Source organism: Streptomyces humidus (genome assembly GCF_014649655.1).
Taxonomy (GTDB): domain Bacteria; phylum Actinomycetota; class Actinomycetes; order Streptomycetales; family Streptomycetaceae; genus Streptomyces; species Streptomyces humidus.
The window spans coordinates 187,572-207,879 of the sequence record NZ_BMTL01000013.1 but is presented as its reverse complement, the minus strand read 5'-3'; the positions used below and the strand labels follow the sequence as shown (position 1 = coordinate 207,879).

The 20,308-nt window shown below is 72.8% G+C and carries 16 protein-coding genes; 12 read left to right on the top strand and 4 right to left on the bottom strand.

The window, feature by feature from the left end:
• Positions 1-136: 136 nt before the first annotated feature.
• The 8 genes from IE239_RS17625 to IE239_RS17590 all read left to right on the top strand — a co-directional run bounded on the left by IE239_RS17625 (position 137) and on the right by IE239_RS17590 (position 9,039).
• Positions 137-823 carry a response regulator gene (locus IE239_RS17625; RefSeq protein WP_190150281.1) on the top strand — a complete coding sequence of 229 codons (687 nt, stop codon included), beginning with the start codon at positions 137-139 and terminating at the stop codon, positions 821-823.
• Between the two features lie 171 nt (positions 824-994).
• Positions 995-3,730 (top strand): DNA translocase FtsK, encoded by a 2,736-nt coding sequence (locus tag IE239_RS17620; protein WP_190150280.1) that lies wholly within the window; start codon positions 995-997, stop codon positions 3,728-3,730.
• Positions 3,731-3,984: 254 nt separating this feature from the next.
• A complete protein-coding gene (locus tag IE239_RS17615) occupies positions 3,985-4,821 on the top strand; it encodes a helix-turn-helix domain-containing protein (RefSeq protein ID WP_190150279.1) in 837 nt (278 codons plus the stop codon).
• 88 nt (positions 4,822-4,909) lie between these two features.
• Positions 4,910-6,379, top strand: coding sequence for a 30S ribosomal protein S12 methylthiotransferase RimO (gene rimO / locus IE239_RS17610; RefSeq protein ID WP_190150278.1), 1,470 nt, complete (start codon positions 4,910-4,912; stop codon positions 6,377-6,379).
• On the top strand, positions 6,376-7,194 hold the full coding sequence (gene pgsA, locus IE239_RS17605) for a CDP-diacylglycerol--glycerol-3-phosphate 3-phosphatidyltransferase (RefSeq protein WP_190150277.1): 819 nt from the start codon (positions 6,376-6,378) through the stop codon (positions 7,192-7,194). The genes rimO and pgsA overlap by 4 nt, the downstream gene beginning before the upstream one ends.
• The gene (locus IE239_RS17600; RefSeq protein ID WP_190150276.1) at positions 7,191-7,736 is read left to right on the top strand and encodes a CinA family protein; all 546 of its coding nucleotides are present in this window, start codon (positions 7,191-7,193) and stop codon (positions 7,734-7,736) included. Before pgsA ends, IE239_RS17600 begins: the two co-directional genes overlap by 4 nt.
• Positions 7,737-7,845: 109 nt before the next feature.
• A complete protein-coding gene (locus IE239_RS17595; protein WP_190150275.1) occupies positions 7,846-8,226 on the top strand; it encodes a helix-turn-helix domain-containing protein in 381 nt (126 codons plus the stop codon).
• 342 nt (positions 8,227-8,568) lie between these two features.
• Positions 8,569-9,039 carry a Dps family protein gene (locus IE239_RS17590; protein WP_190150274.1) on the top strand — a complete coding sequence of 157 codons (471 nt, stop codon included), beginning with the start codon at positions 8,569-8,571 and terminating at the stop codon, positions 9,037-9,039.
• 693 nt (positions 9,040-9,732) lie between these two features.
• On the opposite strand, the gene IE239_RS17585 is transcribed toward IE239_RS17590, so the two are convergent.
• From IE239_RS17585 to IE239_RS17575, 3 genes are all read right to left on the bottom strand, one after another.
• Positions 9,733-10,497 carry an SDR family NAD(P)-dependent oxidoreductase gene (locus IE239_RS17585; protein WP_190150273.1) on the bottom strand — a complete coding sequence of 255 codons (765 nt, stop codon included), beginning with the start codon at positions 10,495-10,497 and terminating at the stop codon, positions 9,733-9,735.
• 120 nt (positions 10,498-10,617) lie between these two features.
• Positions 10,618-11,457: an Fpg/Nei family DNA glycosylase gene (locus IE239_RS17580; protein WP_190150272.1), complete on the bottom strand. Its 840-nt coding sequence runs from the start codon at positions 11,455-11,457 to the stop codon at positions 10,618-10,620.
• 313 nt (positions 11,458-11,770) lie between these two features.
• A complete protein-coding gene (locus tag IE239_RS17575) occupies positions 11,771-16,702 on the bottom strand; it encodes an ATP-dependent helicase (protein WP_190150271.1) in 4,932 nt (1,643 codons plus the stop codon).
• A gap of 237 nt (positions 16,703-16,939) precedes the next feature.
• Here IE239_RS17575 and IE239_RS42150 point away from each other — a divergent pair, with 237 nt between their 5' ends.
• The 3 genes from IE239_RS42150 to IE239_RS17565 are packed head-to-tail and all read left to right on the top strand — an operon-like array spanning position 16,940 to position 18,914.
• A complete protein-coding gene (locus IE239_RS42150; RefSeq protein WP_229878148.1) occupies positions 16,940-17,947 on the top strand; it encodes an AraC family transcriptional regulator in 1,008 nt (335 codons plus the stop codon).
• A complete protein-coding gene (locus tag IE239_RS17570) occupies positions 17,875-18,609 on the top strand; it encodes an AzlC family ABC transporter permease (RefSeq protein WP_229878154.1) in 735 nt (244 codons plus the stop codon). Before IE239_RS42150 ends, IE239_RS17570 begins: the two co-directional genes overlap by 73 nt.
• Positions 18,606-18,914 carry an AzlD domain-containing protein gene (locus tag IE239_RS17565; protein ID WP_190150269.1) on the top strand — a complete coding sequence of 103 codons (309 nt, stop codon included), beginning with the start codon at positions 18,606-18,608 and terminating at the stop codon, positions 18,912-18,914. The genes IE239_RS17570 and IE239_RS17565 overlap by 4 nt, the downstream gene beginning before the upstream one ends.
• 149 nt (positions 18,915-19,063) lie before the next feature.
• Here IE239_RS17565 and IE239_RS17560 read toward each other — a convergent pair whose 3' ends face one another.
• Complete coding sequence (locus tag IE239_RS17560; RefSeq protein WP_190150268.1) at positions 19,064-20,008, bottom strand: hypothetical protein; 945 nt, start codon at positions 20,006-20,008, stop codon at positions 19,064-19,066.
• 78 nt (positions 20,009-20,086) lie between these two features.
• Here IE239_RS17560 and IE239_RS17555 point away from each other — a divergent pair, with 78 nt between their 5' ends.
• The gene (locus tag IE239_RS17555; protein WP_190150267.1) at positions 20,087-20,281 is read left to right on the top strand and encodes a DUF3046 domain-containing protein; all 195 of its coding nucleotides are present in this window, start codon (positions 20,087-20,089) and stop codon (positions 20,279-20,281) included.
• The last annotated feature ends 27 nt before the right edge of the window (positions 20,282-20,308 follow it).

Sequence of the window (20,308 nt, the reverse complement as noted above, 5' to 3'; positions counted from 1 at the left end):
GCACAGTGACATCACGGTGACAGGGTGTGGCGACGGTCGGGGTGCGGCTACCATGACCGGCACAGGGAAGGGCGGCGCAAAGGAGTCGTCCCCAGGGGCGGCGCCCGGTGCACTGCCGGGGCGAGGAGGGCGGGCCATGGTGCAGAAGGCCAAGATCCTCCTGGTCGATGACCGGCCGGAGAATCTGCTGGCGCTGGAGGCGATCCTCTCTGCGCTCGATCAGACGCTGGTGCGGGCATCGTCCGGGGAAGAGGCGCTCAAAGCACTGCTGACGGACGACTTCGCGGTCATTCTGCTGGACGTCCAGATGCCGGGAATGGACGGCTTCGAGACGGCCGCGCACATCAAGCGGCGGGAGCGGACCAGGGACATCCCGATCATCTTCCTCACCGCGATCAACCACGGGCCGCATCACACCTTCCGCGGGTACGCGGCGGGCGCGGTGGACTACATCTCCAAGCCGTTCGACCCGTGGGTGCTGCGCGCGAAGGTCTCGGTGTTCGTCGAGCTGTACATGAAGAACTGTCAGCTGCGTGAGCAGGCGGCGCTGCTGCGGCTGCAGTTGGAGGGCGGCGGGAAGGCCGCCCTGGGCGGCGACGCCAAGGAGCCGGCCGGGCTGCTCGCGGAGCTCTCCGCGCGGCTCGCGGCGGTCGAAGAGCAGGCCGAGGCCCTGTCCAAGCAACTGGACGACGAGTCGGCGGACGCGGCGGCGGTGGCCACGGCGGCCCATCTGGAGCGCAAACTCACCGGTCTGCGCCGGGCGCTGGACGCCCTGGAGCCGGGCGCCGGCGGCGGGCCGGCCTCGTTGCCCTCGCCGAACTGACCGGAACGGGCGGAACTGACGGGCGCGACGCAGAAGTTGTGCATGAGAGCGCGTCAGTTCCACCTTCCCGCGGACCGCACCCGTCAGTTCCGTGCCGCGGCGGGGGCGACACGAACGGGTGAAGCACCGGCCACACGTGTCCACACTGGTCTCCACCGGTAACCTCACACCATGGCCTCACGTCCCTCCGCAGCCAAGAAGCAGCCCGCCAGGAAGGCGGCTGCTCCGGCGAAGGCTCCGGCGAAGAAGGCCGCCGCGAAGAAGGTCCCGGCGAAGAAGGCGCCCGCCAGGAAAGCCGCGGCCCGAAAGCCCGTGCCCGCGCCGGCTCCCAGCCCCACCGGGGGCGTCTACCGGCTCGTGCGCGCCGTCTGGCTCGGCCTGGCGCACGCCGTCGGCGCCGTGTTCCGCGGCATAGGGAACGGCGCGAGGAATCTCGACCCGGCCCACCGCAAGGACGGCGTCGCGCTGCTGCTGTTCGGTGTCGCGCTGATCGTCGCCGCGGGTACCTGGGCCGATCTGCGCGGCCCCGTGGGCGACCTCGTGGAGATCCTGGTGACCGGCGCCTTCGGCCGGCTCGACCTGCTCGTGCCGATCCTGTTCGCCGTCGTCGCCGTGCGCTTCATCCGCCACCCGGAGAAGCCCGAGGCCAACGGACGGATCGTGATCGGTCTTTCGGCGCTCGTCATCGGCGTGCTCGGACAGGTCCACATCGCCTGCGGCGCGCCCGCCCGCAGCGCCGGCATGCAGGCCATAAGGGATGCCGGCGGTCTCATCGGCTGGAGTGCGGCGACCCCGCTCACGTACACCATGGGCGAGGTCCTCGCCGTACCGATGCTGGTGCTCCTCACGATCTTCGGTCTGCTGGTCGTCACGGCCACCCCCGTCAACGCCGTCCCGCAGCGCCTGCGGCAGCTCGGGGTGAGCCTCGGACTGCTGCGCGACGCGACGCAGGACGAGTACGACGAGTTCGGCGACGACGATGCCCGCTACGACGAGCAGTGGCGCGAGGCGCTGCCCGGCCGCTCCCGGCGGCGCCCGGGCGCCGCCGGGCCGTACGACCCCGACAGCGCCGAGCAGGAGGCGCTCACCCGGCGACGCGGCCGCCCCCGGCGCTCCGCGGTGCCCCAGCCGGCCATGGACCGGCAGATGGACGCCGTGGACATCGCCGCGGCCGCGGCGGCCGACCTCGACGGCGCCGTCCTGCACGGCATGCCGCCCTCGCGGATCGTCGCCGACCTCACCCAGGGCGTGAGCACGGGCGACAGGGAGCCGACCACGCCGACCCCCGTGCCGACGCCCGTCCCGGCGCCGGCCACCCGCCCCGGGCAGGAGAAGCCCAGGACCGGCGGAGCGGTACCGGATCTGACCAAGGCGGCCCCCGAGGCGCCGCGCGAGCTGCCGGCGCGCGCCGAGCAGCTCCAGCTGTCCGGGGACATCACCTACGCCCTGCCCTCGCTCGACCTCCTGGAGCGCGGCGGCCCCGGCAAGGCGCGCAGCGCCGCCAACGACGCCGTCGTCGCCTCCCTGACCAACGTCTTCACCGAGTTCAAGGTGGACGCCGCCGTCACCGGCTTCACCCGCGGGCCGACGGTCACGCGCTACGAGGTCGAGCTCGGGCCCGCCGTGAAGGTGGAGCGGATCACCGCGCTGGCGAAGAACATCGCGTACGCCGTGGCCAGCCCCGACGTGCGGATCATCAGCCCGATCCCGGGCAAGTCCGCGGTCGGCATCGAGATCCCGAACACCGACCGGGAGATGGTCAACCTCGGCGACGTGCTGCGGCTCGCCGAATCCGCCGAGGACGACGACCCGATGCTGGTCGCCTTCGGCAAGGACGTCGAGGGCGGCTACGTCATGCACTCGTTGGCGAAGATGCCGCACATACTGGTCGCCGGCGCCACCGGGTCGGGCAAGTCGTCCTGCATCAACTGCCTGATCACCTCGGTCATGATCCGGGCGACCCCCGAGGACGTCCGGATGATCCTCGTCGACCCCAAGCGCGTCGAGCTGACCGCCTACGAGGGCATCCCCCACCTGATCACGCCGATCATCACCAACCCCAAGCGGGCCGCCGAGGCGCTCCAGTGGGTCGTCCGCGAGATGGACCTGCGCTACGACGACCTCGCCGCCTACGGCTACCGGCACATCGACGACTTCAACCGCGCCGTGCGCGAGGGCACCGTCAAGCCGCCCGAGGGCAGCGAGCGCGAGCTTCAGCCGTACCCGTACCTGCTGGTGATCGTCGACGAGCTCGCCGACCTGATGATGGTCGCGCCGCGGGACGTGGAGGACTCCATCGTGCGCATCACGCAGCTCGCGCGCGCGGCCGGCATCCACCTGGTGCTCGCCACCCAGCGTCCCTCGGTCGACGTCGTCACCGGCCTGATCAAGGCGAACGTGCCCTCGCGGCTCGCCTTCGCCACCTCCTCGCTCGCAGACTCGCGCGTCATCCTCGACCAGCCGGGCGCCGAGAAGCTGATCGGCAAGGGCGACGGGCTGTTCCTGCCGATGGGCGCCAACAAGCCCACCCGTATGCAGGGCGCCTTCGTGACCGAGGCCGAGGTCGCGGCGGTCGTCCAGCACTGCAAGGACCAGATGGCGCCCGTCTTCCGGGACGACGTCACCGTCGGGACCAAGCAGAAGAAGGAGATCGACGAGGACATCGGCGACGACCTCGACCTGCTGTGCCAGGCGGCCGAGCTGGTCGTCTCCACCCAGTTCGGGTCGACGTCCATGCTCCAGCGCAAGCTGCGCGTGGGCTTCGCCAAGGCGGGCCGGCTGATGGACCTCATGGAGTCCCGGAACATCGTCGGACCGAGCGAGGGCTCCAAGGCGCGCGACGTTCTCGTGAAGCCGGACGAGTTGGACGGTGTCCTCGACGTGATCCGGGGGCAGCCGGAGGGGTAGACGTCGGTCGAGGGGAGGCGTCCGGCCGTGACTCACCCGTTAGAGAGCAGTGGGCAACCGTTTCCCTTTGACATACGTCCAGTTGAGCGAGAGGACAGGTGCGGTTCCCGGCCGGGGCCGTAACCGTCCCGTCATCGGTGTGACCGGCCATACCGATGGCGTACAAAGTCGTACCGCCCGGTTGCCCCTCTCTCCGGCACCCCCCCTAGACTGAACCTCCAGCACAGGTGGCTATACGCTCGAAAGGCGCCCCCGTGTCCATCGGCAACTCCCCTGAAGACGAGCGTCCGTTCGAAGACCCGTCCGAGGAAGCCCCCGTCTCCATCGGTCGCGCCCTGCGGCAGGCGCGCATCGACGCCGGGCTGACCGTCGGCGACGTCAGCGCCGCCACCCGTGTCCGCGTCGCCATCGTCCACGCCATCGAGGCGGACGACTTCACCCCCTGCGGCGGGGACGTCTATGCGCGCGGGCACATCCGGACGCTGGCCAGGGCCGTCCACCTCGACCCCGCCCCCCTGATCGAGCGATACGACGCCACCCACGGCGGCCGGCCCGCGCCGACCCCGGCCGCGCCCCTTTTCGAGGCGGAACGTATCCGCCCCGAGCGGCGGGGGCCGAACTGGACCGCGGCCATGGTCGCCGCGATCGTCGCCGTCGTCGGTTTCGTCGGCTTCACCGCGTTCAAGGGCGGCGACGACGGGGCGAAGGAACCGGTCGCCGAGGGCGCCACCCCCACCGCCGGAAAGGCCGCCTCGCCCACGCCGAAGACCGACAAGCCCGTCGACCGGAAACCGGAACCCTCCGACAGCGCCATCGCCGCGGCCCCCCAGGACAAGGTGACCGTCCAGGTCAGTGCCGTGGACGGGCGCAGCTGGGTCGCGGCCAAGGACCACAACGGCCGCCTGGTCTTCGACGGACTCCTCAAGAAGGGCGACTCCAAGACCTTCCAGGACAGCGAGAAGATCAGCCTCGTGCTCGGCGACGCCGGCGCGATCGATCTGTTCGTCAACGGGAAGAAGCTCAACGACGACTTCCGGCCCGGAGCGGTGGAGCGGCTGACGTACACGAAGGGCGACCCGCAGGCGGGATGAGCCCGGCGTGCCCGGGCACGACGGGGCCGGCGGTGATCGCCAACCCCGTCGACGTGGGCTGTCGGTGGGACGAAGTAGTCTTGAGCCCATGCCTGAACGCCGTACCGTCGCACTCGTCACCCTTGGCTGCGCCCGTAACGAGGTGGACTCGGAGGAGCTCGCAGGCCGTTTGGAGGCGGACGGCTGGCAGCTCGTGGAGGACGCCGAGGAAGCGGACGTCGCCGTCGTCAACACCTGCGGCTTCGTCGACGCCGCCAAGAAGGACTCCGTCGACGCCCTGCTGGAGGCCAACGACCTCAAGGGCCACGGCAGGACCCAAGCCGTCGTGGCCGTGGGCTGTATGGCCGAGCGGTACGGCAAGGAACTCGCCGAGGCCCTGCCCGAGGCGGACGGCGTGCTCGGCTTCGACGACTACGCCGACATCTCCGACCGCCTCCAGACCATCCTGAACGGCGGCGTCCACGCCTCCCACACCCCGCGCGACCGGCGCAAGCTGCTGCCGATCAGCCCGGCCGAGCGCCAGTCGGCGGGGGACGTGGCCCTTCCCGGACACGGTGCGCCCACGGACCTGCCCGAGGGCCTGGCCCCGCAGTCCGGCCCGCGCGCGCCCCTGCGCCGACGGCTGGACGGCGCCCCGGTCGCCTCCGTCAAGCTCGCCTCCGGCTGCGACCGGCGCTGTTCCTTCTGCGCCATCCCGTCCTTCCGCGGCTCCTTCATCTCGCGCCGGCCGAGCGACGTGCTGAACGAGACGCGCTGGCTGGCCGAGCAGGGCGTGAAGGAGATCATGCTGGTCTCCGAGAACAACACCTCCTACGGCAAGGACCTCGGCGACATCCGCCTGCTGGAGTCGCTGCTGCCCGAGCTCGCCGAGGTCGACGGGCTGGAACGGGTGCGCGTCAGCTACCTCCAGCCGGCCGAGATGCGGCCCGGTCTCATCGACGTGCTCACCTCGACGCCGAAGATCGCGCCCTACTTCGACCTGTCCTTCCAGCACTCCGCGCCGGGCGTGCTGCGCGCCATGCGCCGCTTCGGCGACACCGACCGCTTCCTCGAACTGCTCGACACCATCCGGAGCAAGGCCCCCCAGGCAGGCGTGCGCTCCAACTTCATCGTGGGCTTCCCCGGCGAGTCCGAGGCCGACCTGGCCGAGCTGGAGCGCTTCCTCGACGGGGCGCGGCTGGACGCGATCGGAGTCTTCGGCTACTCCGACGAGGAGGGCACCGAGGCCGCGACGTACGACGGCAAGCTCGACGCCGACGTGGTGGCCGAGCGGCTCGCCCGGGTGTCCCGGCTCGCCGAGGAGCTCGTCTCGCAGCGGGCCGAGGAGCGCGTCGGCGAGACCGTGCACGTGCTCGTCGAATCGGTGGACGACGAGGGAGTGCACGGACGCGGCGCGCACCAGGCGCCGGAGACGGACGGCCAGGTGCTGCTCACATCGGGCGAAGGTCTCGGTGTCGGTCGTATGGTCGAGGCGAAGGTGGTCGGCACGGAAGGCGTCGACCTGGTCGCCGAGCCTCTGCCGGGCTCGTTCGGGTGTAGTGAGGAGGCGGGCAGATGACGGGTGTTCCGGCGTCGGCCGCGGACGGCTCCTCCCGGGCCCCGGCTTCGCAGCCTGCGGCCCCGAAGGTCACGCAGACCTCGCAGACCTCGCAGGTCTCGCAGCCGGAGGTGATCGCGGCACAGCCCGCGGGCGTGACCGCCGTCGCGGGCGTCGAGGGGACTTCCCGTGCGCAGGGGGCCGCCAGGCCGCCGCGGGGCGCGAAGATCGCGGCTGCCGCCGTCAACCAGGCCAGCGTGTGGAACATCGCCAACTTCCTGACGATGCTCCGGCTGCTCCTCGTGCCCGGTTTCGTCGCGCTGATGCTGGCCGACGGCGGCTACGACCCGGCATGGCGTTCGTTCGCCTGGGCCGCCTTCGCCATCGCCATGATCACCGACCTGTTCGACGGGCACCTGGCGCGGACGTACGACCTCGTCACCGACTTCGGGAAGATCGCCGACCCCATCGCCGACAAGGCGATCATGGGAGCGGCGCTGATCTGCCTCTCCTCGCTCGGCGACCTGCCGTGGTGGGTGACGATCGTGATCCTCGGCCGGGAACTCGGCATCACCCTGCTGCGTTTTCTCGTCATCCGGTACGGCGTCATCCCGGCCAGCCGGGGCGGCAAACTGAAGACGCTCACCCAGGGCATCGCCGTGGGGATGTACGTCCTGGCGCTGACGGGCTGGCTGGCCACCCTGAGGTTCTGGGTGATGGGCGCGGCCGTCGTCCTGACCGTGGCGACCGGGCTCGACTATGTGAGACAGGCCATCGTGTTGCGCCGCCAGGGAATCGCGGAGCGCCAGGCCGCCTCGGAGGAGACCGAAGCGTGAATTCCCCGGCCGCCGACGTGGTGCGACTACTCACAGCGAGACAGGAGACACTTGCTGTCGCCGAGTCGCTGACCGGTGGCCTGGTCGCGGCGGAGATCACCTCGGTCCCCGGGGCGTCCAAGGTCTTCCGCGGGTCGGTCACGGCGTACGCCACCGAGCTCAAGCACCGGCTGCTCGGTGTCGACGCCGGCCTGCTGGAAGCCCGGGGGGCCGTGGACGCGCAGGTGGCCGCCCAGATGGCGGCCGGCGCACGCACGGCGCTCGGGGCCGACTGGGCCGTCGCCACCACCGGCGTCGCCGGCCCGGACGCCCAGGACGGACAGCCTGTGGGGACGGTCTTCGTGGCGGTGGACGGGCCGTCCGGGGCGGTTTCAGGTTCCGCCGGCGGCGGAAAAGTGGAGGCCCTGCGGTTGAACGGCGACCGGGCGGAAATTCGTAGAGAGAGTGTACGGAGCGTACTCGCACTGCTCCTGACAGAGCTTGCGGGCGAACACACCGGGAACGAGCGGGCACAGGATACGGAACAGAACGGGGGGTTTTGATGTTTGCAGCCCTGAGTGAACACGACATCGCTCCCCGCACGGCCGCAGCGCGAGGCGGTACGGTGGGGCGTGAAGGATGCGGCTACGCGGTCCGAGGAGGGAGCCACCGATGATTCTGCTCCGTCGCCTGCTGGGTGACGTGCTGCGTCGGCAGCGCCAGCGCCAGGGCCGTACTCTGCGCGAAGTCTCCTCGTCCGCCCGAGTCTCACTCGGCTATCTCTCCGAGGTGGAGCGGGGGCAGAAGGAGGCATCCTCCGAGCTGCTCTCCGCCATCTGCGACGCGCTGGACGTACGGATGTCCGAGCTCATGCGGGAAGTGAGCGACGAGCTCGCCCTCGCCGAGCTGGCACAGTCGGCAGCGGCCACCCCCAGCCAGCCTGTGCCCGCGTCGGTTCGCCCGATGCTGGGTTCCGTGTCGGTGACCGGTGTGCCACCGGAGCGGGTGACCATCAAGGCCCCCGCCGAGGCGGTGGACGTGGTCGCCGCGTGAGATCCGTTCGCGTGGGCCCCTGAGGGTCCGGGCGTACGTTCGCAAGGTACGTGCACAGGCAGTGTGAGGCCCCGGCCGGGGCTTCTCCGGATCACCCGGAGAAGGTGCGGTCGGGGTTTTTCGCGTTCGGGGCGTGTTCAGGGCCTGTTCGGGGCGATTTCGAGGGTGTTCCGAGCCGCATCCACGGCCTTGGCGCCGGCCGGGCGCAGGGCGGCGGCGAGGACGGCGTGCGGGGCGGCGCGTGCGGGCGGCACGTCCGAGGCCGGCCGGGGTCCGTTTGCCCGGGCCGGTCGCCGAGGTCATCGTGGAGGGGCACGGGAGCCCAGGACACCGGAGGTACGGATGTATGTCGTGAAGAGCCCCCTGTCAGACACCGACCTGCGGACCGTCTCCGAGGCATTGCAGGGCGCGCTCGTCGACCTCGTCGATCTGTCGCTCGTCGCCAAGCAGGTCCACTGGAACGTCGTCGGGCCGCGTTTCCGGTCCGTCCACCTCCAGCTCGACGAGGTCGTCGACGTCGCCCGCGCCCATTCGGACACGGTGGCGGAACGCGCCTCCGCGCTCGGCGTCTCACCGGACGGGCGGGCGTCGACGGTGGCCGCGGGCACCGGGATCGGTGCGGTGCCGGCCGGCTGGATCAAGGACGCCGACGCCGTCGGGACGCTGGTCGCCGCGCTGGGGGCCGTCATCACCCGGATGCGGGAACGGGTGGCGGCCACGGGCGACGCGGACCCCGTCAGCCAGGACATCTTCATCGGCATCACCGCCGATCTGGAGAAGCATCACTGGATGTTCCAGGCCGAGAACGCGTGAGCCGTCGGGCCGGCTGAGGCCTTCTGGAGGCGGGTGGGGCGTCCGGCGGCGGTCCGGCCGGAGACGAGGGCTCGGCTCTCTGACGTCGTGGACGGACACCCCGTGATCCGCGTCACGCGTGATGCTCAGCTGGAGGTGACGGCCATGGCGGGGCGAGCAGTGGGGCGCGGGGCCGTTCCCGGGCTGGGCGTGGTGCTGAGCCTCGGGCTGGGTGCGCTGTGGTGGTGGGCCGTGGTGAGACTGGCCGTCACGCCGGAGGCAGGCGTGCTGGAGGGAACAGTGGCCGCTGGGGGCTGGGGGCTGAGCCTGCTGCCGGTGCACTGTGTGGCCAGGGCGCGGGCGGCAGGGGTCGTGGCACAGGGGCGGTGGAGGGCCGTTTGGCGGGCGCCCGCGCGGTCGCGGGAGAGGGGGCGGCTCCTGGAGCCGGGCCGGCCGGTGGAGCGGCAGGGGGAGCGTGGGGGCGTTGGTGGGCCGGGCGGTACCGGTGGAGGCGGAGCGGGCGCAGGTGTGGGGGACGGGGAGGCCCGGGGGCGAGGCACATCCACGGAGAGCGGGGTGGAGTGAGGGGACGGGGGGGAGTGAGGGGACGGAGCGAGGGAGGGGGGAGAGGGACGGAGCTGAGGGGGAGCGGACTTACGGGTGGGTGACGGAGACGGGGCGACGGGTGGGTGGACGGGGTGGTTGCGGTGGCGGTCACCAGGGCATGGCCACGCCGCCGTTCGGGCGGAGGATCTGGCCCGTGGTGAACGCCGACGCGTCCGAGGCCAGGTGGAGGACCGCGTGGGCGATGTCCTCCGGTTCGCCGACCCGGCCGAGCGGCGACATGCGTGCCATGAGCGCCTCGGTGTGCGCCTGTGCGTCCGCGTCGGGGCGATCGGTCATGGGGGTGCGGATCCAGCCCGGCGCGACCGCGTTGACCCGGATGCCGTGCCGCCCGACCTCCGTCGCCAGCGTCTTCGTCAACTGGACCACGGCCGCCTTGGCCACGCCGTAGCACAGCAGGCCGCGGCCGCCGGTGTCGACGGCGCCGGAGGCCATCGTGACGATGCTGCCGCGGGTGTCGTGCGCCAGCATGAGACGGGCCGCCTCCTGGCAGGCGTACAGCACGCCCTTGAAGTTGACGGCCAGGACCCGGTCCAGGTCCTCGTCCAGGGTCTCCAGGACCGGGCTGCTGTGCATGATCCCGGCCACCGCGGCCATGACGTCCAGCCGCTCGCAGGACTCCACGGCCCGACGGACCTGGGCGCGGTCGGTGACGTCGAGATGGTGGGTCCGGGCGCTTCCGCCCTGGTCCTTGATCAGCGTCGCCGTCTCGTGCAGGCCCTGCGCGTCGCGGTCCGCGCCGTGCACGGTGGCGCCCGCCCGGGCCAGCAGTACGGCGCAGGCGCGGCCGATACCGCTCGCGGCGCCGGTGACGAATGCGGTGCGTCCGGTGAGGTCGTACGCCTTCACGGCCATGAAAGGACGGTACGAGGGTTTCTGACGGTCCGTCAATTAGCGAGGCGTGGATCGGTTGCCGGACGGGGCCGTGGCGGCTGGGGCGCTTGGTGGCCGACGCGTGCCGCCGTGGGCGTGCCGTCAGGGAGTGCGGGAACGGAAACGGTCCGCCGGTGGGGAGCCCGGCGTGGGGGCGGGGCCCGTCTGGCAGCTGGGGCACCAGTAGGTCGGCCGCTCGCGGGAGCCGTCCCCCTGGTCGGCCACACGGATCCGTGTTCCGCAGCGCAGGCAGGGGCGGGGCGTGCGGCCGTAGACGAAGAGGTCCGGGCCGCGCCGGCCGGTGGTGTTGCGGACCGGACGGTCGCGGTTGGCCTCCAGCAGCTTCTTCGCGAGCACGGGCAGCTTCGCGGCGCGGTCGGCGGGAAGCGCGCCGACCGGCAGCCACGGGGTGACCCCCAGGAGGAAGCAGAGCTCGCTCTTGTAGACGTTGCCGATGCCGGCCAGATTGCGCTGGTCGAGGAGGGCCTCGCCGAGGGGGCGGTCGGGGGCCCCGGCAAGGTTGGCCAGGGCCCGCTCGGCATCCCAGTCGGGGCCCAGCAGGTCGGGGCCGAGGTGGCCGACGGCCTGCTGCTCGTCGGCGGTGCGCAGCAGTTCGAGGACGGGGAGGCGGTAGCCGACGGCCGTGCGGTCGTGGACGCCGAGGATCGCCCGGATCTGGTGCGCCGGGCCGCCGGTCCAGCGTCGGCCGTTCGCGTAGATCTTCCAGGCCCCGTCCATCCCCAGGTGCGAGTGGAGCGTCAGACCGCCTTCGACACGTGTGAGGAGGTGTTTGCCGCGTGCGGTGACGTCCAGGACGGTACGACCGGTGAGGTCGGCTGTCGCGTACCTGGGCACGCGCAGGTCGGAGCGGGTCAGCGCCTTTCCCGCGAGGGCGTCGTGCAGACGCCTCGCTGCCTGCCGGATCGTGTCGCCTTCGGGCATGGGTCAAGGGTGACATGGGCGGACAGAACGGCGCGGGGGAGCGCCGGCAGGCACTGGGAGAGTCCGGGTGGGTATCCGGGCGGGTGGCGGGGCGGGGCGGTCGGCAGGGTCGGGCATGGAGGCCGCGCCGGCCTGGACGGTGCCGGCTGGGTCTGTCCGGTGTGGGCTGGGCCGGTGCTCGGCGCGACGTGTTGTTGCGCAGGCCGGTGCGCTGGGATCGGAGCGGTGCCGTGCCGTGAGCGTTCCGGTTCGGTCTGATGTGTGGTCCGGTCCGGTCGGGTCGGGTCCGTTGTGTGGTGCCGGGAGCTTGCCTTCACGCGCGCAGACGAAGGCCCCGGGGGGTCGCGATGAAGCCCGCTCCTTCCAGGAGGCCGCCGATGGGGGAGGTGAGGGCGGATGTCCCGTTGACGCGCTCCACCGTGACCGTGCCGAGGGAGCCCGCGCGCGCGGCCTCGGCGAGAGCCTCGGCGGCGGTGAGCAGGCGCGGATCGTCGGCGGGCGTGTCCTCGGTGTCGGGGGCGGCGGGCCAGGCCAGCAGTGTCTTGCCGCCGCGTTCCATGTAGAGCGTCAGCTCGCCGTCGACGAGAACCACCAGGGAGCCGGCCTTGCGGCCCGGCTTGTGCCCTGCGCCGGTCGGGGGTTCGGGCCAGCCCAGGGCCGCGCCGTAGGCGTTCGCCGGATCGGCCGCTGCGAGGACGACGGCCCGTGCGGCGTCGCCCCCGCCACGGTTGCGGCTCTGGCCGTGACCGCGGTGGAAGCGCCCGGGCGGGCCGCCCTCGGAGAAGCTGCTGCCGCCTCGCGGACCGCCGGCCCCCGGCGAGGCGAAGTCCCTGGGCGAGACGTACTCGTCCCGCGAGGCGGGGGCTCCCCGGGAGCCGAGGGACGAGGCGTAGGGGCTGTCGGGGTCGGCGACGTCCCAGACGTCGTCGGACGGGGAGTCGTCGGGGAACACGAAGCCGTCCGGGTCGCCGGTCGAGGCGGTCGGAGCGGGCAGGGGCTCGCCGCGGTCCCGGGCGTTGGCGACCGCGCGCAGCCGGTCGACGGCGCCGTCCATGGCGAACTGCGCGGCGCCGAGGCCTTCGACGACGTATCCCCGCCGTGCCTGACCGCTCTCCTCGAAGACGGACAGAATGCGGTACGTCGCCGAGAAACCGCCCTCGACGCCCTCGGCGGCGACCGCGCCCCGGGTGACCACGCCGTGCCGGTCCAGGAGGGTGCGGGCGAGCGCGTGGGCCCGCACCGTGGGGTCGGATTCAAGGACGGGGAGAAGCGACCAACGGCCCGCGACCGTCGGAGGACCGCTGCGGGAGGCCGGTCGGGCCGCGGACGTCAGCGAGCCGTAGCGGCCGCGCGGGATCGTGCGCTTGGCGCGATGAGCCGTCGAGCCGGCCGTGCGGCCCGAGCCCAGCAGGGAGCGCATGGGGGCGAGCGTGTCGTTGGTGAGCCGACCTGACCAGGCCAGGTCCCAGACGGTGTCGGCGAGTTGGGGGTCGGTGACGTCGGGGTGGGTGGTGGCACGGACCCGGTCGGCGATCTGGCGGAAGAACAGGCCGTAGCCGCCGGACAGCGCGTCCAGGAGGGACTGGTGCAGCGCCGTCAGCTCCAGGGGGTGCGGCGGGGGGAGCAGCAGGGGCGCGGCGTCGGCCACGTACAGCGAGACCCAGCCGTCCTTGCCGGGGAGGGCGCCGGCCCCGGACCAGACGACCTCCCCGGCCGCGGTCAGTTCGTCGAGCATCGCCGGGGTGTAGTCGCGTACCCGGGAGGGCAGGACGAGCTTCTCCAGGGCCGAGGCGGGCACCGAGGACCCCTGCAACTGTTCGACGGCCCGCACCAGGCCGTCGACGCCCCGCAGCGAATGGCCCTTGCCGATGTGCTGCCACTGGGGCAGGAACTGGGCGAGTGCGGGCGGCGGGACAGGCTCCAGTTCGTGTCGCAGAGCGGCCAGGGAGCGGCGGCGCAGCCTGCGCAGAACCGTCGCGTCGCACCACTCCTGGCCGATGCCCGCCGGATGGAACTCGCCCTGGACGACGCGGCCGCCTGCCGCGAGGCGTTGGAGGGCGCCCTCGGTGACCGCCACGCCGAGACCGAAGCGGGCTGCCGCCGCGGTGGACGTGAACGGGCCGTGGGTGCGGGCGTGGCGGGCGAGGAGATCGCCGAGGGGGTCCTTGACCGGTTCCGTGAAGGCCTCCGGCACGCCGACCGGCAGCGCTGTGCCCAGCGCGTCGCGCAAGCGGCCCGCGTCCTCGATCGCGGCCCAGTGCTCGGCGCCGGCGATGCGGACCCGGATGGCGCGGCGGGCGACGGCCAAGTCCCGCGCCCAGTGCGGTTCGGCGCCGCGCTCGGCCAGTTCGGCGTCGGTGAGCGGGCCGAGAAGGCGCAGGAGGTCGGCGACGCCCTCCGCGTCCTTCACCCGGCGGTCCTCGGTGAGCCACTGGAGCTCTTGTTCCAGCTCGGCGAGGACGTCGGCGTCGAGCAACTCCCGCAGCTCGGCCCGGCCGAGCAGCTCGGCCAGCAGCCGGGAGTCCAGGGACAGGGCGGCGGCCCGCCGCTCGGCGAGCGGTGAGTCCCCCTCGTACAGGAACTGCGCGACATAGCCGAACAGAAGGGAGCGGGCGAAGGGGGAGGGCTCCGGCGTGGTGACCTCCACCAGACGCACCTTGCGCGCCTCCAGATCGCCCATCAGCTCCACGAGACCGGGCACGTCGAAGACGTCCTGGAGGCATTCGCGAACGGCTTCCAGGACGATCGGGAACGAGCCGAACTCGCTCGCCACCTGCAGCAGTTGGGCGGCGCGCTGGCGCTGCTGCCACAGCGGGGTGCGCCGGCCGGGGCTGCGGCGAGGCAACAGCAGCGCGCGGGCGGCGCACTCGCGGAAGCGGGCCGCGAACAACGCCGAGCCGCCCACCTGGTCGGTGACGATCTGGTCGACCTCGCCCTTGTCGAAGACGACGTCCGCCGCGCCGACCGGGGCCTGCTCCGCGTCGTATGCGGTGCCCGTCCGCACGGGCTCGTGGTCGAGGAGGTCCAGGCCCATGAGGTCGGCGTCGGGGAGCCGCAGCACGATGCCGTCGTCGGCGTGCATGACCTGGGCGTCCATGCCGTACCGCTCGGACAGCTTGGCGCCGAGGGCGAGCGCCCACGGGGCGTGCACCTGGGCGCCGAACGGGGAGTGGACGACGACCCGCCAGTCGCCCAGTTCGTCGCGGAAGCGCTCCACGACGATCGTGCGGTCGTCCGGGACATGGCCGCAGGCCTGGCGCTGCTCCTCCAGGTAGGACAGCACGTTGTCGGCCGCCCACGCGTCCAGGCCCGCGGTGAGCAGCCGGAGCCGGGCGTCGTCCTTGGGCAGGGAGCCCACCTCGCGCAGGAACGCGCCCACCGCGCGGCCCAGCTCCAGCGGCCGGCCCAGCTGGTCGCCCTTCCAGAAGGGCAGTCGGCCCGGGACACCGGGGGCGGGGGACACCAGGACGCGGTCGCGGGTGATGTCCTCGATCCGCCAGGAGCTGGTGCCGAGCGTGAAGACGTCGCCCACGCGGGACTCGTACACCATCTCCTCGTCGAGCTCGCCGACCCGGCCCCCGCCCTTCTTGGGGTCGGAGCCCGCGAGGAAGACGCCGAACAGACCCCGGTCGGGGATCGTGCCCCCGGAGGTGACGGCCAGGCGCTGGGCGCCGGGGCGGCCGGTGACCGTGCCGGCGACCCGGTCCCACACCACGCGCGGGCGCAGCTCGGCGAACGCGTCCGACGGATAGCGCCCGGCCAGCATGTCCAGGACGGCCGTGAACGCCGACTCCGGGAGCGAGGCGAAGGGGGCCGCGCGGCGGACCGTCGCCAGCAGGTCGTCCACCTGCCACGTGTCGAGGGCCGTCATCGCGACGAGCTGCTGTGCCAGGACGTCCAGCGGATTGGCGGGGACCCGCAGCGACTCGATCGAGCCCGTGCGCATCCGCTCGGTGACCACGGCCGCCTGGACCAGGTCGCCGCGGTACTTCGGGAAGACCACGCCGGTGGACACCGCGCCCACCTGGTGGCCCGCGCGGCCGACGCGCTGCAGGCCGGACGCCACCGAAGGCGGCGACTCCACCTGGATGACGAGGTCCACCGCGCCCATGTCGATGCCGAGTTCGAGGCTGGAGGTCGCCACCACAGCGGGCAGCCGGCCGGCCTTCAGGTCCTCCTCCACGAGCGCGCGCTGTTCCTTCGACACGGAGCCGTGGTGGGCGCGCGCGATGACGGACGGCGCGCCCTGGGCCGCGCCCGAGCCGCCCATGAGCTGCGCGGGGGAGTGGTGCTCGTCCAGGGACTCGCCGGTCGCCCGCTCGTAGGCGATCTCGTTGAGCCGGTTGCACAGGCGCTCGGCGAGGCGCCGGGAATTGGCGAACACGATCGTGGAGCGATGGGTCTGGACGAGGTCGGTGATCCGCTCCTCCACGTGGGGCCAGATCGACGGGCGCTCCGCGCCTTCGGAGCCGTCGGCGACGGGCGAGCCGCCCAGCTCGGCCAGGTCCTCCACGGGGACGACGACCGAGAGGTCGAACTCCTTGCCCGACTTCGGCTGGACGATCTCCACCTTGCGGTGCGGGGACAGATAGCGCGCCACCTCGTCCACCGGGCGGACCGTGGCCGACAGGCCGATGCGGCGGGCCGGCCTCGGCAGCAGTGCGTCGAGCCGCTCCAGGGACAGCGCGAGGTGTGCGCCGCGCTTGGTGCCCGCCACGGCGTGCACCTCGTCCAGGATCACCGTCTCGATGCCCGTCAGCGCGTCGCGGGCGGCCGACGTCAGCATCAGGAACAGGGACTCGGGGGTCGTGATCAGGATGTCCGGCGGGCGGGTGGACAGCGAGCGGCGTTCGGCCGGAGGGGTGTCGCCGGAGCGGATGCCCACCCTGACCTCGGGCTCGGGCAGGCCCAGGCGGACGGACTCCTGGCGGATGCCCGTCAGAGGGCTGCGCAGATTGCGCTCCACGTCCACCGCCAGGGCCTTGAGGGGGGAGACGTAGAGAACGCGGCAGCGCTTCTTCGGATCGGCCGGCGGAGGCGTCGAGGCGAGCTGGTCCAGCGCGGCGAGGAAGGCGGCCAGGGTCTTGCCGGACCCGGTGGGGGCCACCACCAGCACGTCCGAGCCCTCGCCGATGGCCTGCCACGCGCCCGCCTGGGCCGCGGTGGGCGCGGAGAACGCCCCCGTGAACCAGCCGCGGGTCGCGGGGGAGAAGCCGTCGAGGGCTCGGTGTGCGGAGCTGACCATGCGTCCATCCTGCACCCGGCCACTGACAATGGCGCTGAGCTGCGGCTTCGCCGACGGCGCGGCGGGCGTCGGGGGCACGCGGCGACGGCCGGTGCGCGGATGCGCGGTCCGCGGATGCTCGGATGCGCGGAAGTACGGGGGTGCCCGGGCCGGGCATGGGCCGGGGGCTGAGGGCGGGTAGGAGGGGCAGGGAAGAGAGGCGAGCGGGGATCTTCGGTCGTCGCGGAGAATGGGGGTATGGCGGACTCGGGTGAGCGGGCACGGCACTGGCGGTATGCCGAGCTGCCCGGCGTCGACCTGCTGCGCGCCCGGTACGTCCGCAAGGCCTTCGTACGGCACACCCATGAGCACTTCGTGATCGCCGCCATCGCCGAAGGCGTGGAGGTCTTCGCCCACCGCGGAGCCGACCAGTACGCAGGGGCGGGAGCGCTCGCGCTGGTCAACCCGGACACCCCGCACACCGGGCGGGCCGGCGTGCCGGAGGGCTGGCGCTACGGGGCCGTGTACCCGTCGCCCGATGTCGTGGCCGGGATCGCAGCCGAGACGACGACCCTTCGCGGCGCCCCTGGGTTCGTGCGTCCCGTGCTCGACGATCCCTGTGCCGTCGCGCTCGTGCATCAGGTGCTCCGGGCCGCCGAGGAGGGCAACGCGCTGGCCGCCGACACCCTGCTGCGGGCGGCGGTGACACGGTTGCTCCGGCTCAACGGCGGACCGCTGCCACAGCGGGAGGTCCGGTCGGCCGGGGCCCGGATCGCGGCACGCGCGCGTGCCGCGCTGGAGGAGCGGCTGGTCGATCCGCCGACACTGGAGCAGTTGGCCGCGGACCTGGGCACCGGCCCGTTCGCCCTGCTGCGGGCCTTCCGGGACGCCTATGGGCTGCCGCCCCATGCCTGGCTGACCGATGCCCGGGTGCGGCGGGCACGGCGGCTGCTGGACGCGGGCACGACACCCGCCGATGCGGCCGTCGCCGTGGGCTTCACCGACCAACCTCACCTCAACCGCCACTTCGCGCGGATCGTGGGAGTCCCGCCGGGGGCTTACCAGCGCGAGCGCAAGAACGTACAAGACCCGGCCGAGCCGGCGCTCCTACGGTCGGGGTCGTGGCAGAACAGACAGCTCACACGGACGCAGCTGACACGGACGCAGCTCACGCGGAAGCAGCTCGCACGGGCATCCGAGCCGACGCCGAGGGAAGACCGGACGGCGCCGTCGTACGGGACGCCCTCGCGGTCGGGGTCGCCGTAGGACTCTCCGGGTTCGCCTTCGGGGTGACCTCGGCGGGCAGCGGACTCACGGTGTGGCAGACCTGCGCGCTCAGCCTCCTGGTGTTCACCGGCGCGTCCCAGTTCGCGCTGGTCGGGGCGCTGGCAGCGGGCGGCAATCCCCTGACGGCGGCCGCGGGCGCCTTCTTCCTGGGCGTGCGCAACGCGTTCTACGGACTGCGTCTGTCGCAGTCGCTGGCCCTCCCGCGCGCGGTGCGCCCGTTCGCCGCCCACTGGGTGATCGACGAGACGACGGCGGTCTCGCTGGCCCAGCGGGGACGCCGCGCCGCCCGCATCGGCTTCACCGTCACCGGACTGACCCTGTACCTCCTGTGGAACCTCACCACCCTGCTCGGCGCGCTGGGAGCCGAGGCCCTCGGAGACACCGACGCGTGGGGACTCGACGTGGCAGGGCCCGCCGTCTTCCTGGCGCTGCTCGCGCCCATGCTGAAGACCGCCGTCGAGCGGGCCGTCGCCGGGCTCGCGGTGCTTCTGGGGCTCGGCCTGCTGCCGTTCCTGCCTGCCGGAGTGCCCGTGCTGGCGGCTGCGCTGGCCGCGCCGGCCGTGCTGTACGTCGAGGGCCGGCGGGCGGGCGGCCGGGAGGCGGCCCGCCGGGGCGGCTCGGGACAGGAGGCGAAACGTTGAACACCTGGATCGCGATCGGTGTGACCGCGCTCGGCTGCTATGCCGTCAAGCTCGCCGGACTGCTCGTTCCCGCGGGACTTCTGGAACGGCCGCTCGTCAGGCGGTTCGCGGCCCTGCTCCCCGTCGCCCTGCTCGCCGCCCTCACGGCCCAGCAGACCTTCGCCGACGGGCGCGCCCTCGTCCTGGACGCGCGGGCCGCGGGGCTCGCCGCAGCCGCCGTCGCCCTCCTGCTGCGGGCTCCCTTCCTGCTGGTGGTCGCGGCCGCCGTGGCGGTCACGGCGGGGGTCCGCGCCGTAGGCGGGTGAGGCGTCGCCGGTCTCGCGCTCGCCCGTCTCACCGGTCTCGCCCGTCTCACCGGTCTCGCCCGTCTCACGGGTCTCACGGGTCTCTCCGCGCTGCGGCGGGAGCGCAGGTGAGGCGTGGTTCGACGGGCCCGCGGCTCTCTGGCTCGCGGTCAGCCGATGGCGCGGCCGTAGGCCCGCAGGGTGCGAAGCGCCTCGATCGTCACCATGGGGCGTGCCTCGAGTTCCGCACCGGGCGCCCAGCGACGCCAGCGGATGGGCCAGCCGCCGTCCTTCTGCTGTGCGTCGGCGAGATGGTCCAGGGAGCGGGTCATCTCCTCGTCGGTGAACCACGCGCGCGCGAAGGACTGCGGAGTCCGCGCGAAGTCGTACGGGAAGTGATGCTCGCCCGGGGCGTAGCCGGGGGCGACCGGATACGCGTCGAGCCGGTCCGGCTCCAGCGCGACGAGCCGGTGGTCGCGCACCAGGCGGCCCAGGCGGTCGGCGGCCGCCTGCGCGCGGGGGCGGTCGGGAGCGGAGTCCAGGAAGGCCACGGCAGCCTCGACCTCGTAGGGATGGGTCCGCTCCAGGGAGTCCACCGCCTGCCAGCAGAATTCCGTGGCCCTGAACAGCCAGGCGTGCCACACCTCGTTGCGGTGCAGCAGACCCACCACGGGCCCGGTGGCCAGGAGCTCGCCGGGAGGGTCGTCCACGATCGGGATGAAGGGGGCCGCCGGGTACCCGCGCTGGCTGGGATGGACCGCCGGCAGTGCGCCGTCGCCCGTGGAGACGGACGTCAGATAGCCGCACACCCGGTCCACGCGCCGCCCGCTCAGCCGTCCGATGGAGTCCAGGACCCCCAGGGCGCGGGCGGTGTGCAGCGGCTGGCTGAGGGGACCTCGCAGATCGGGTTCCAGCGCATGACCGTATCCACCGTCGTGGTTACGGTAGGCGTCGAGGGCGGTCTCGACGGGATCGGCGGCGCCGTGGAGGAAGTCGTGCGCGAAGACGCGCTGCTCCAGCACTCGCGCGGTCAGCCAGACGAAGTGCTCCGCGCGGAAGAGCGGGGAGTGCGCGGGGGGAGTCGGGGGGAGTGGGGATGCTCCGGTTTCGGCCATGGTCAGACCGTAGGGCGGAAAGCGGTCTCGGCAGGCGGTCCCGGCGAGGGCCACCCCCGCGCGCGGGATACTGGTGTCATGCGGTTGACGGTCTTCTGGCAGCGGATGGACGAGCACTTCGGCGCGGGATACGCCGAGACCTTCGCGTGCGATCACGTGATGGCGGAGCTCGGCGGGAGAACGGTGCAGCAGGCGCTGGCGGACGGCTGGGACGCCAAGGACGTGTGGCGTGTGGTGTGCCTGGTGATGAACGTTCCTCAGGAGATGCGCTGACGTGGAGCGGAGATCGCACGCGGCTCC